Here is a 12,966-nt window from a genome sequence, read left to right as displayed (position 1 = left end):
GCCCCCGGACCCCCGCGCCTCAATCGCCGGCGGGGCTGGTTCTGCCGGTCCTCAATCGCCGGCGGGGCTGGTTGTGCCGGTCCTCAATCGCCGGCGGGGCTGGTTGTGCCGGTCCTTGGTTTTAGAGGCGCTCGGGGGTGCGGATGCCCAGGAGGGTCATGCCCTGGTGGAGGGTGCGGGCGGTGAGGTCGATGAGGAAGAGGCGGTTCTCGACGACCTCGGGGGGGTTCTGGTCGCTGAGGACCTGGCACTGGTCGTAGAACTTCGTCAGGTGCGAGGCGAGCTGGTACAGATACGCGGCCAGCTTGTGCGGCTCGTACGCGGACGCGACCTCGGCGACCGTCTCGGCGAACCGGTCCAGATGCAGCCCGAGCGCCCGTTCCGCCGGGGCGAGGGGCAGCTCGGGGTGGGCGGCGGGCCCGGTGGTGCCCGCCTTGCGCTTGATGGACTGGATACGGGCGTAGGCGTACTGGAGGTAGACCGAGGTGTCGCCGTTGAGCGAGACCATCTGGTCCAGGTCGAACCGGTAGTCCCGGGTCGCGGAGGTGGACAGATCGGCGTACTTGATCGCGCCGATGCCCACCTGCTTCCCGCGCTCGGCGATCTCCTCGTCGGACAGCTCGCCCCTGACGTCCTTCTCCCGGACGACATGGGTCGCGTGCTCCACGGCTTCGGCCAGCAGATCCACCAGCCGTACGGTCTCGCCCTCACGGGTCTTGAACGGTTTGCCGTCCGCGCCGAGGACCGTGCCGAACGCGAGCTGGACCGCCTTGACCCCGTCGCCGAGCCAGCCGGCCCGGCGCGCGGTCTCGAACACCATCCTGAAGTGCAGGGACTGCCGCGCGTCCACGACGTACAGCAGGGTGTCGGCGCCCAGGTTCCGGACGCGGTCGCGGATCGCGGAGAGGTCGGTGGCCGCGTAGCCGTAGCCGCCGTTCGACTTCTTCACGATCAGCGGGGTCGGCTTGCCGTCCGGGCCCTTGACATCGTCGAAGAAGACACAGAGCGCGCCCTCGGAGCGGACCGCGACACCCGACTCCTCCAGGATGCGGCAGGTGTCGTCCAGCATGTCGTTGTAGCCGGACTCGCCGACCACGTCGGGGTCGTGGATCTCCATGTCGAGCTGGTCGAAGACCGAGTAGAAGTAGATCTTCGACTCGTCCACGAACCGCTGCCACAGCGCGAGGGTCTCCTCGTCGCCCGACTGGAGCGCCACCACCCGGTCCCGGCTGCGGGCCTTGAACGCCTCGTCGGACTCGAAGAGCGCGCGCGAGGATTTGTAGAGGCGGTTGAGGGTCGACATGGCCTCCTCGCCGGAGACCTCCTCGCCCCGCCGGTGGTCCAGCTCGTGCGGGTGCTCGGTCAGATACTGGATGAGCATGCCGAACTGGGTGCCCCAGTCGCCGATGTGGTGGCGCCGGATCACCTTCTCGCCGGTGAACTCCAGGATCTCGACCATCGCCGCGCCGATCACCGCCGAGCGGAGGTGGCCGACATGCATCTCCTTGGCCACGTTCGGCTGGGCGTAGTCGATGACCGTCGTGCCCGGGCTCTCGCTGTACGGGACGCCGAGCCGGTCGTCGGCGGCGCGGGCCGCCAGCGTCCGGACGATCGCCCGGTCGGTGAGCGTGATGTTCAGGAAGCCGGGGCCGGAGACCTCGATCTCCTTGAGGAGATCGTTGCCGGGGATCGCCTCGACGACCTTGGCCGCCAGGTCGCGCGGGTTTCCCCCGGCCTTCTTGGCGAGGGCGAGGATGCCGTTGGCCTGGAAGTCCGCTCGGTCGCTCCGTCGCAGCATGGGGTCGGCGGGGGCGGCCTCCGGGAGGGCCGCCGCCAGGGCGTCCGCGAGGCGCTGCTGCACGGTCGATGCGAGGGAGGGGACCGAGGCCATGAGCTTCCGTTCGTGAGGTCGGGGCTATTTCGGTTGTCAAGTGTCCCACGGTGGGACAGGCTCGCTCACCTCAGTAGTGGCGGTCCCGGGACGACGCCGGGACGACGCCGGGGCGACCATGGAGCGGGGCGTTCCGTCTGGGAGAATGGGTGCTCGCCCCCGGGTTCCCGCTACGAGATCCCGCCGTGAGGAAGAAGGACGTGCCGACCGTGGCTCAGAGCAGCACCGAGACCGACTGGGTCTCCCGTTTCGCGGACGATGTCATCGCCGAATCGGAACGGCGTGCGCCTGGGAAACCCGTTGTCGTCGCGTCCGGGATCTCCCCCTCCGGGCCGGTCCACCTGGGCAATCTCCGTGAGGTGATGACCCCGCACCTGGTCGCGGACGAGATCCGGCGGCGCGGGTACGACGTGCGGCATCTGATCTCCTGGGACGACTACGACCGGTACCGCAAGGTGCCCGCCGGGGTCGAGGGCGTGGACGAGAGCTGGGCCGAGCACATCGGGCGGCCCCTGACCTCGGTGCCCGCGCCCAAGGGATCTCCGTATCCGAACTGGGCCGAGCACTTCAAGGCCGCCCTGACCGAGTCGCTGGCCGAGCTGGGCGTCACGTACGACGGCATCAGCCAGACCGAGAAGTACACCTCCGGGGCGTACCGCGAGCAGGTTCTGCACGCGATGAGGCACCGGGCGGACATCGACGCGATCCTCGCCAGGTACCGGACGAAGAAGGCGGCTCCCCAGAAGGCACAGAAGGCGCAGAAGTCGCAGAAGCCGGTGGACGAGGCCGAGCTGGAGGCGGCCGAGGGGTCGGGCGCGGCGGCCGAGGACGACGGGACCGGCTCGACCGGGTACTTCCCGTACAAGCCCTACTGCGGTCGCTGCGACAAGGATCTGACCACCGTCACGGCCTACGACGACGAGACCACCGAGCTGACGTACACCTGCGGGGCGTGCGGCTTCGCCGAGACCGTCCGGCTGGCGGAGTTCGACCGCGGGAAGCTGGTGTGGAAGGTCGACTGGCCGATGCGCTGGGCGTACGAGGGTGTCGTCTTCGAGCCCTCCGGGGTCGACCACTCCTCGCCCGGTTCGTCGTTCCAGGTCGGTGAGTACATCTGCCCGATCTTCGGCGGTGAGCGGCCGATCGGCCCGATGTACGCCTTCGTCGGGATCACCGGGATGGCGAAGATGTCGTCGTCCAGGGGCGGGGTGCCGACACCGGCCGACGCGCTGAAGATCATGGAGGCGCCGCTGCTGCGGTGGCTGTACGCGCGGCGGCGGCCGAACCAGGCGTTCAAGATCGCCTTCGACCAGGAGATCCAGCGGCTCTACGACGAGTGGGACAAGCTCTCCGTGAAGGTGGCGGAGGGGGCCGCGCTGCCCGCGGACGCGGCGGCGTACTCGCGGGCCGTGCGGACGGCGGCGGGGGAGCTGCCCGTGACGCCCCGGCCGCTGCCGTACCGGACCCTGGCGTCCGTCGTGGACATCACCGCCGGTCATGACGAGCAGACCCTGCGTATTCTCGGTGAGCTGGACCCGGCGAATCCGCTGACCTCGCTGGCGGAGGTGCGGCCCCGGCTCGACCGCGCCGAGAACTGGATCACCAGCCAGGTGCCGGCCGAGGCGCGCACCGTCGTACGCGCCGAGCCGGACACCGCGCTGCTGTCCTCCCTGGACGAGGACGCACGGCGCTCCCTGCGGCTGCTGGTCGACGGGCTGGACACGCACTGGTCGCTGGACGGGCTGACGACGCTGGTCTACGGCGTGCCCAAGGTGATGGCCGGTCTGGAGCCCGACGCGAAGCCGACGCCTGAGCTGAAGGCGGCCCAGCGGTCGTTCTTCGCGCTGCTGTACCGGCTGCTGGTGTCCCGGGAGACGGGACCGCGGCTGCCGACGCTGCTGCTGGCGGTGGGGGCGGAGCGAGTGCGAGTCCTTTTGGGCGGCTAGACCTGGGGCGCGTTCCGGTTGTGGTGTGCCCGCACACCCTGCGGGTGTGTCCTCAAGCGCCGGACGGGCTGGAATTGCCGTACCCGGGTTGTTTTGCCCGGGGGCTCCGGGGGAGGGTCCGTCCTCAAGCGCCGGACGGGCTGGGTTTTGCCGTGCTGGGCCGTCCTCAGACGCCGGACTGGCTTGGTTGCCATGCCCGGGCTCGCGGGTGGTGCCCGGGGGGTGGTATTTCAGCCCCTCCGGCGTTTGAGGAGCGGGGGTTCGGGGGCTGGCCCCCGGGAGGGCCCGGGCCTGCGGGCCCCGGCGTTCTGCCGCGGGGGTTGTCGTGTGCCCGCACACCCCGCGGGTGTGTCCTTGATCTCCCCGGGGGGACCCCAACGGGCTGGTTGTGCGGGCCAGCGCCTTCGTGGTGTCCGGCGCGAGGGGTCGGTCATCGCGAGAGGCCAGGTCTCCGGGTCAGGTCAGGGAACGGTCGGCGATGTGAGACAGCCGCTCCTCGAAGACCTTCTGTGCGTCCGGGGTCAAGGTCGCCAGCGCGACCATGGCTGTCAGGATGACGTCACACAGTTCTTCCTGGACGTCCTCCCAGGTGTGGCTCGCGCCCTTGCGGGGATTTGACCCCATCACGCCGTGGACGGCTTCGGCGACTTCTCCGGCTTCCTCGCTGATCTTCAGCACTCGCAGGAGACGCGCGACGTCCGGAGACACCGGGCTTTCGGCGTCAAGCCACCCCACGAGTCGGTCAACGGTGCCCCAGGTGCTCTGATCCATGCTTGCGCTGCTCCGTATGTCGGTCCTGCGTGCCAGGAACACCGTACGGAGCAGCGATGCCTAGGTCACTGCCAACTCGGCTTCAGATACCAGCGATTGGCGTTCGGTCTCGTCGGCTGGGCGTGACACAGGAACGCGTTCTTGGCGTCCACATCTGCATACCCGCTGCCGAGTTGAACCACGACGCCCTCGGACGCCGGAGGGAACCAGAGGGCGGCCCGGTCGTCGTGCGGCGTACGCCACCGGGGCCGGGGATGGTGGCGGGGGTTACCAGCGGATGCGCTGGGCGTTGCCGCCGACGCAGAGGGGGCAGGGGCGGCGGGTGAGGGCGCAGAGGTGGCAGCCGTCGAATCCGGCGCAGTGGTCACACCAGATGGAGCGGTGTCCGGCGCAGAGTCCGCAGTACGAGGTGACGCGGGCCGGGGCGGTGGGTTCCCGGGGCAGGGACCGGAGAGGTCGGCCTGGAAGCCGGGGCGCGCTCACTGCAGGCCGCTCTCATCAGTCAGGGCGTGGACCAGTTCGGCGAAGGCCCGGTCGATCTGCCGCTGTTCCCATGCCGTGTCGAGGGTCGCGCGCCACTGGGCGGCGTACACGGGGTCGCAACGGAGAGGTAGCCCTCTGCGTCTGTGGCACTTTGACGAACCATCACATAAAAGTGCCCCCACGGTTCAACTAGAGCGGCAGCCCCACGACGTCAGCCATCGTCCGCATCTCGGGCGTCAGCGTCCGGCGACCCTTGACGATCTTGTCGAGAATGTCACGGGCGTACCGTACGCCTGATCCAACTGCCCCTGCCGTAGCAGCAACCAGCACAGCGTATTGATCGTGGCCGCCCCTTCCATGCGATCCCCCGCATCGTCCAGCGCACGGCGGAGTGCAGTCTCAGCCGCACTGAACTGCCGTGTGTGGACCAAGGCACCGCCCGCAAGCTGCAACAGGCGGACGCGGACCCTGCGACCGTCGTGTCCCAACGCTTCAGCGTCTCGAAGCATAGGAGCCAAAACCTCTGAAAGCTCGCTGAACCGATGTGCGGCATAGAGGGGTAGCGCCTCTGCCGTCAAGCTCGTATACAGGCCAGCGATGGTTGGGGGCTCATCGTCCAGTTCCGGGGTGAGCGGGGGTTGTTCGATGGCTGCGCGGACCGCTTCCCATCGTTCCTCGGTGCCTTCTCTGGGGCCCTCTTCGTTCGGGCCGCCGGACAGGCGCATGGTGGGCACTCGTAGAGCGGTTGCCAGCTTCCGCAGCGTCTCAAGGCGGGCGGTTTCCCGTTCTCCTTGCTCAAGCTTCCGGATGATTGACAGTGAGACGCCCGAGGCTTCGGACAGTCCCCGTTGCGTGAGCCCCCGGCGTTTACGGATGTCCTTCACGTGCTTACCCGCGTTGCTCATACCACGAGAGTACGCCCGCTGGGGAGGCGTGGGGATGGTGTAGCAGGCGCTCTTGAAGCTGCCGTATCGGTGCCGTGGCGCGGGTGGTCGGGGTCGCGGTTGCCCGGGGGCGCGGGCCTCAGGTGGGCGGTGGCGTGGGGAGTGGCGGCAGGCGGAGGGAAGTCGCCGCGAGGGTGCCGACCGTGGAGAGGGAAGGCGCGTCGGGGAGCAGTTCGGGGCCGGGGGAGCCCGGGCGGTGGACGAGGACGGGGACGTACTCGCGGGTGTGGTACGCGTGGCCGATCGTCGGGTCGTTGCCGTGGTCCCCGGTGACGATCAGGCGGTCGCCGGGGGCGTCGAGCAGGGGGAGCAGGTCGGCGAGGCCGGTGTCGATCTGTTCGAGGAGGTAGCCGTAGCGGGCGGTGTCCTGCTGGTGGCCCGCGAGGTCGGTCTCCTGGACGTTGGCGATGACCAGACCGTCCGTACGGGCCGCGCGCAGGGTGTGGGCCAGGACGTCGGCGGTCGGTACGGCCGGGAGGCGGACGGCCGCGTCGCAGGCCAGAATGTCGGCCGCCTTGCCGATGAGGGTGACGGGGACACCGGCGCGGGCGGCCCGCTCGGGGAGCTGGCGGGTGTGGTCGAGGTCCGCGCCGAGGTGGCGTACGGCGAGGCCGCCGTTGCGGTAGAAGCCGGTCGCGGGGGTGTCGAGGCCGGTGGTCCCGCCGTCACCCTGCCGCAGGAAGGCGGTCAGTGGGCGGTCCGTGTGCCCGCCGACGGCGATGACACGGGCGACGGGGGCCACCGTCCGTACCGTACGGGCGATGGCGAGGATGCCGGCGGGGCCGTCGAAGGGGAGGTCGTCCAGGCGGCCGGAGACGTTCCAGTTGATGCCGGGGTCGGCTTCGAGGTTGTCGTGGACGACGACGGTGGCGTCGACCAGCAGCACGCCGTCGTGGGGGACGACCCGGTGGCCGGCCGCCGTCAGCGCGGCCGTCACGGGGCCGAGGTGATCGGCGAGGCGGGCGACGGTCACCCGGCTGAAGTCGGCGCCCACCAGGGTCTGGTGGCCCGCGTAGGTGTCGGCGCCCGGGTAGCCGAGGGCCGCGCGCCCGGCGGCGACGGGGAGGGTGGTGGTGCGCGCCAGGCCGGGGTGCGGATGCACCAGGCCGAGGCCGAGCGCGCCGAGGGTGGGCAGCTTCAGGGGGCTGGCGTCCAGGACATGGCCGCAGGTGTCGGCGGCCATGTCGCCCGGCCGCAGGGCCCCGGCGTCGGGCATCGCGCCGATGCCGAAGCCGTCGACAACGACGATGACGGTGGTGCCGGTGGTGCCGGTGGTGCTCATGGTGCGGTCCTCACAGGGGACGGCCGTGGGAGTCGTACAGGCCCGTCAGCCGGGGAGTGCCGGTGGACAGGCCCGCGACGACCGCGACCGTGGAGCGGGTGACGAAGATCTGGGTGCGGAAGGCGAGCACCGCCGTGTCGCCGATGACGGCGTCCCGGTGGTCGCCGGGCGCTTCCAGCAGGCGGTAGTAGTCGATGTTCTCGGCGGGCGCGTCCGCCACCCGCAGCCGGATGCCGGTGCGCGGGAGCAGCGCCCCGGCGATCTGCGCGCGGGCGTAGAAGCCGCCGCCGAAGACCGCCGGGCGGCCGTCCGCGAGGGTGTGGGCGACCTCGGTGACGTAGACGTACGCCGGTTTCTCCGGCTGATGCGGATCGACGCCGTGCAGGGGGGTGGTACCGGTGAGGGCGTGGCCCGGTTCGCCGTGGGTGGCGCCCGCCGCGGCGAGCAGCGGCAGGGCGGCCATGGAGGTGGCGCTCGGCGCGCTCAGCCTGAGATCGCCGTGGCCGCGCGCCGCGAGCAGATCGCGGGCCTTGAGGGAGAGTTCGAGGTTGGCCGTGGGTTCGGGGACGCCGGTGACCGGGTCGCACAGCAGGCTGGGGAAGGCCGTGACGCCCCCGATCCTGATCCCCGGCAGCCGCTCCGCCGCCGCGGCGAAGTCGTCGAGTCCGCCGAGCGGCACCCCGCCCTCCTGGCCGGGGTACACGGTCCCTTCGGCGCCTTCGAGCCGTACGAGAACGTCCTGTACGAGTCCGAGCCGCCGGGCCGCCTCACCCACCGCGCGGGCGTTGGCCAGGTCGTACACGGTGACCGTCTCCGGCCGCCAGGACAGCATCTCGGGCAGGGCGCGCTCCGGGATCTGCACCAGATGGCCGAGGTTGCCCGCGCGGGCTCCGGCGGCGTGGAGGATACGGGCCTCGGGGGCGTCGATCGCCGCGTACTTCGGGATGTGGCGGGCGATGGCCCGGATCAGCTCCGGGTTGCGGCCGATCTGCTTGACGACGAACCACAGCGCGAGGCCGAGCCGGTCCGCCTCGGCGGCCAGCAGGGCGGCGTTCGCGCCGACGGCGTCGAGGTCCATGACGTAGGTGTCGGGCGGGATGTCACCGCCCCGGTGGAGCGCGGTCGCGGCATCGACCAGCTCGGGGTTGCGGGCGAGGACGGTGTCGAGGAACACGGTGGTCAGTCCTTGGGGTCGCGCGGGCTGTGGGGGGCTTCGGGGGCCTGGGGCGTGTGCGGGGGTTCGGAGGGACCGGCGGTCGTGGTGCGGGGGGTCCCGGGCTGTGGGCTCCCGGGCCCCGGGCTCCTGGAGGCCGTGCCCCGGAGGGCCGCGTCCCGGGGTGGTGCGCCCGGCGCCTGCGCGTCGTACGCGTCGTACACCGCGCCGATCGCATGGCGCAGGAGGTCGATCACCAGATCCGCGCCCGCCCGCATGGGGTTCACCCGCACGGTCCAGTCGGCCAGCCCCGGCTCGTCGTCCAGGGACGAGCTGGACATCCGGTAGATCAGCGGGGCGATCTCGTAACGGGAGTTGGAGCCCACCGGATACGGCGCGGCACCCAGCTTCGCGGCGGCGGCGGGCAGTTCGCGGGCGACCGGCCGGTCCAGCCGTACCAGCAGACAGCGGTCCTGGGCGTTGGCGATCCGCACCTCGGCGACCTGGGGGATCTCGCCCGCGCTCAGCCGCTGGGCGACCTCGGCGGTGACCTGCGACTGGATCGACCACATCACCGGTACGTGGGTGAGCGCGCGCAGGGCGTCCAGCGCCTGGTGGCCCTGGACCTGGCCGCCGCCCGAGTAGTTGTCGGCGCGGACGCGTTCGACGAGATCGCGGCTGCCGACGACGACGCCGACGCCCTCGGGGCCGTGCAGCTTGAAGAGGGAGAAGCAGGACGCCTCCGCGCCCAGCTCAACGCCGGACGCGGGGACGCGCATCACCGCGTAGTTGTCGTCCACGATCGTGCGCACCCCGGCGTCCCGGCACAGCGCGATGACCTCGCCGGGGTCGTAGGAGTCGGCGAGCCGCTGCCGGGTGTGCTGGATATACGCCCAGCGGGTGGTGCGCAGGGCCTCGCGCAGGGCGGCCGGGTCGTTGAAGTCGGCTTCCCTGGTGCGTACGCCCAGGGTGCGCAGGGTCACCGCGGTCGTCCGGTAGACGGGCGCGCGGTGGATCAGGAGGTCCGTCGGGGCGGCGGCGGTGAGGGCGGCCCGGATCGCGCCGGTGCCCGCGCCCTGGACGAGGGCCGCGTCGTCCGCGCCGAAGTAGTCCGCGAGGACCGACTCGACCTGCGCTGTCGTCCGGGGGCGGCCGAGTCCGGGCACGACACCCGCGTCCGCCGAGAACAGCTCCTGGCCCTCGAAGTGGGTGGCCGTGCACTCCAGCAGCCGGAACTGGCGGGCCAGGGCGTCGGCGAGCGGGACGGTGGCGAGGGGGAAGGTCTCCGGCAGGGCCGGGGGAGTGGTGGGCATCGTCAGTTCTCCTGCGGGGGCGTGCCGCTGCCGGGGGCGTTCGGATCAGTCGGATCAGTCGGATCAGTCGGGGCGCCGGGGGCAGAGGTGGGGGTGTGCGGGGTGGCGGGTCCGTCGTCCGCGGGGGTGTGCGGGGTGGCGGTCGCGGGGCCTGTCGGGGTGTGCGGGGTGGCGGTCCCGGCGCCCGGGTCCTCGCTCCGGCGCGGCCCCGGGTCCGCCCCCGTCAGAAAGCGCAGGGGGTTGCGCCGGGTGAGCAGATCGATCAGGTCGTCGTCCACCCCGGCCGCCCGCAGCCGGGGCAGAAACGTACGGAACAGATGCCCGTACCCCTGGCCGCCCTCCGTCCGCAGATAGCCGTGCCGGGAGATGTCACAGCTGAGCAGCGCCCGGTCCGCGTGCCCCGCGTCGATCAGGGCGAGCAGCAGCCGCAGCCGGGTGTCGTCGCTCTGGTAGCTCTCCTTGCCGACGGTGTCGAAGGCGACATACGCGCCGGCCGAGGCCAGCTCCCGGTGGACGCCCGCGTCGTCCAGGAGGTCCTGGTGGCCGAGGCAGACGCGCTCGGGGGCCAGGCCCTCGCCGGTCAGCAGGCGGAGCTGGGCGCGGCCACCGCGGCCCAGCTGGGCGTGGGTGGCGACGGAGAGGCCGGTGGCGACGGCGGCGCGTGCGGCGGCGCGCAGCACCCGGGTCTCGGGTTCGGAGGGCGTCTCGCCGTGGCTGCCGATCTCGCCGAGGACCCCGGGCCGGATACCGGTGGCGGCGATTCCGTCGGTGATCTCCCGTACGAGAACGTCGGTCAGCCGCTCCACACCGCTGCCCGCCAGATCGGGGGTGTGGAAGGGCTCGTAGTACCAGCCGGTGGCGGCGACGACCGGGACCCCCGTGGCGCGGGAGATCCGGGCGAGCGCGGGGGCGTCGCGGCCCATGCCCCGGCAGGTCAGCTCGATGACCAGGCCGAGCCCGAACTCCGCGCGCAGCTCGGCGAGTTCGGCGGTGACCGCCGGGGCGTGGCCGCTGTCGATGACGGCGGCCGAGTCGCCCGCCCGGTCGAGATCGAGGACCAGATGCTCATGGGCCAGGACCGGCCCCGCCACCGCGTGCGGGGAGAGGGGGCCGGTGACCGTCCGGAGAGTGTTCATGGCGAGTCCCGGTTCAGCTCTTGATGGGGGTGAACAGATCGAGCCAGTAGAGGAGGTTGAGCAGGATGCCGCCGACGATCACCGCGGTGGGGGCGGCGGCCATCAGTACCAGGGGCCGTCCCATCGCCTCGTTCAGCAGATAGAGCCCGCCGACGATGAGGATGCCCAGACCGCCGCCCATGGCGTTTGCGGCCATCAGGGAACCGAAGAGGATCGCGAGCTGGAGGGTGTCCGTGATGGCGCCGCGCAGATGCTCCGATGAGTCCCGGACGCTCGGCAGCTTGCCCAGGACCTTTCCGATCCACGACAGGGCCAGCACTTCGACCGCGAAGACGGCGGCGCCGACGAGCGCGGCCACATACGGGTTCGGCATCAGATAGCCGAGCGGATAGACGAAGGTGAAGCCCGCGATGCCGTACGCGCCGGAGGCGAGCGCGGTCGTCGCGATCAGCGGGATGAAGCCGAAGACACGGTAGAAGTCGACCTGCGCGGCCTCCGCGTAGTCACCCTTGGCGATGAGGAAGCTGGTGGCCTCGCCGCCGCCGAACACATGGCTCTGCGCCAGTACGGCGACTCCCGCGCCCAGCAGCATGAACAGCGGGAGATGTCGGCGCAGCCGGGCCGCGCTGGCGCTGAAGAGGGAGGCCATCGGGTCGTCGCCGGCGGGGACCGGCTCCGGCTCCGTGGCCAGGACCTTCTCCGCCCGGTCCGCCTTGCGCTGCTTGAGGTCCTTGGAGACCGCCAGGCCGATGAGCAGCAGGACGCCGGTGGCCATGGCGAGCGCCCCGGCGAACATGTTCGGCCAGATCTTCATGGTCATCACGACCAGGGCGAGTTCGACGACGCCCGCGACACCGCCCCACATCCGCCCGAACTGCTTGGTGATCGCGAGCACCGGGAAGAGCGTGAAGAGGAAGAGGATCGGTGTCGACATCTGCTGCATCGCCGTCAGGAAGTCGACGGGCATGTCGTTCGCGATGTCGTTGGCGCCGTTCAGGCCGAAGACGACCACCGCGCCCCAGGCGCCGCCCAGGATCGGGGCGAGCCACTTCTTGGGCGAGAGCAGCCCCAGGATGTCGGTCGGCAGGAAGAGCAGCCAGGGGTTGAGCACCCCGGTCGACAGGGCCATCGGTGCGCCGAGGCCGAAGATGAAGCCCGCGGAGAGTCCGAAGGAGACCGCGGTGGTGGCGCTGCGGGTGGTCCGCCCCTGGATGAAGTCCAGGAGGAAGGGGCGTACCCCGTCGTTGAAGACGGCGAGGGCCATGTGCGAGATGAACGCGGTCAGCGCACAGAGGGCTATCACGGTCAGTTGTTGCCACAGCGAGAAGTCAAGACTGGTGGCGGCGGCGAGAGTGGTGCTCACGGGGGTCACTCCTTTGTTATTTGAGGGCTCGGTTCGCCTCCGGAGCGCTTAAGCGGATTTCTTCAGGCGATCGTGCTCGGTCCCTCGTTCCTCGGGACCTCCGCGCGTTCGCCTTCCATAAATCCGCGCGCCCCTTCGGCTCACTCGCCAGCCGCAAGGGGCACGGGCCCTTCACGGACGCTGAGCAAGGCCCCTGAGGGCATCCAGCACGGCCACGGGGCCACGGGGCTCGGGTGCCAGGCCCCAGCGCGCCCCTTCGGCTCGCTCGCCGGCTGGTCGGAACCGGTCAGCCCCGGGCGGCGATGGCGCGGGCGATCGTGGGGGCGACCGCGTCGATCTGGTCCAGGGAGAAGCCGAAGACCTTCTTGCCCTCGGCGAGCAGGGCGGTGACCTCGTCCTCGGTGGGTACGGAGCGCCCGAAGGTGTGGCAGGCGTCCCGGCCCATCAGGCCGACCAGTACGCCGAGGGAGGCGCCGGCGCCCGTGTGGCAGGTGCCGAGGTAGTAGTCCGCCTGGCCCGCGCGGAGTTTCATCGCGGCGTCCATGTCGCTGGAGACGGAGACCTCGATGCCGTCGAGCGCGAGCGCCTTGACGGTGCTCGCGGTCTCGACCTTGCCGATTCCGCCGGTGAGGATCTTTGTCATGGCTGGCTCCTGGTGTGGTGTCGCTGAGGGGGGGGTGGGGC

8 protein-coding genes and 2 pseudogenes are annotated in these 12,966 nt (G+C 71.2%); 1 reads left to right on the top strand and 9 read right to left on the bottom strand.

Going from position 1 to position 12,966, the window contains the following annotated elements:
* Positions 1-121 precede the first annotated feature (121 nt).
* Positions 122-1,891 (bottom strand): arginine--tRNA ligase, encoded by a 1,770-nt coding sequence (gene argS, locus ACWF94_RS17450; protein WP_453488435.1) that lies wholly within the window; start codon positions 1,889-1,891, stop codon positions 122-124.
* Between the two features lie 200 nt (positions 1,892-2,091).
* On the opposite strand from argS, the gene lysS reads away from it, so the two are divergent.
* Positions 2,092-3,837, top strand: coding sequence for a lysine--tRNA ligase (gene lysS / locus ACWF94_RS17445; RefSeq protein WP_453488433.1), 1,746 nt, complete (start codon positions 2,092-2,094; stop codon positions 3,835-3,837).
* Between the two features lie 456 nt (positions 3,838-4,293).
* Here lysS and ACWF94_RS17440 read toward each other — a convergent pair whose 3' ends face one another.
* From ACWF94_RS17440 to ACWF94_RS17405, 8 genes and pseudogenes are all read right to left on the bottom strand, one after another.
* Complete coding sequence (locus ACWF94_RS17440) at positions 4,294-4,608, bottom strand: MazG-like family protein (RefSeq protein WP_453488431.1); 315 nt, start codon at positions 4,606-4,608, stop codon at positions 4,294-4,296.
* A 719-nt stretch (positions 4,609-5,327) separates the two neighbouring features.
* On the bottom strand, positions 5,328-5,996 hold the full coding sequence (locus tag ACWF94_RS17435) for a helix-turn-helix domain-containing protein (protein ID WP_453488429.1): 669 nt from the start codon (positions 5,994-5,996) through the stop codon (positions 5,328-5,330).
* 118 nt (positions 5,997-6,114) lie between these two features.
* Positions 6,115-7,317, bottom strand: coding sequence for a phosphopentomutase (locus ACWF94_RS17430; RefSeq protein ID WP_453488427.1), 1,203 nt, complete (start codon positions 7,315-7,317; stop codon positions 6,115-6,117).
* A 10-nt stretch (positions 7,318-7,327) separates the two neighbouring features.
* Positions 7,328-8,491, bottom strand: coding sequence for an alanine racemase (locus tag ACWF94_RS17425; RefSeq protein WP_453488425.1), 1,164 nt, complete (start codon positions 8,489-8,491; stop codon positions 7,328-7,330).
* 185 nt (positions 8,492-8,676) lie between these two features.
* Positions 8,677-9,783, bottom strand: a pseudogene (locus tag ACWF94_RS17420) (aminotransferase class V-fold PLP-dependent enzyme); the annotation flags it as partial.
* A gap of 212 nt (positions 9,784-9,995) precedes the next feature.
* Positions 9,996-10,919, bottom strand: a pseudogene (locus tag ACWF94_RS17415) (phosphotriesterase family protein); the annotation flags it as partial.
* 13 nt (positions 10,920-10,932) lie between these two features.
* Positions 10,933-12,282 (bottom strand): YhfT family protein, encoded by a 1,350-nt coding sequence (locus tag ACWF94_RS17410; protein WP_453488423.1) that lies wholly within the window; start codon positions 12,280-12,282, stop codon positions 10,933-10,935.
* 286 nt (positions 12,283-12,568) lie between these two features.
* Positions 12,569-12,925, bottom strand: coding sequence for a DUF2620 domain-containing protein (locus ACWF94_RS17405; RefSeq protein ID WP_453488421.1), 357 nt, complete (start codon positions 12,923-12,925; stop codon positions 12,569-12,571).
* Between the last annotated feature and the right edge of the window lie 41 nt (positions 12,926-12,966).

It is taken from the genome of Streptomyces sp. NPDC055078 (assembly GCF_053607985.1).
The sequence above is the reverse complement of the archived record's forward strand: the minus strand, read 5'-3'. Positions and strand labels throughout refer to the sequence as shown.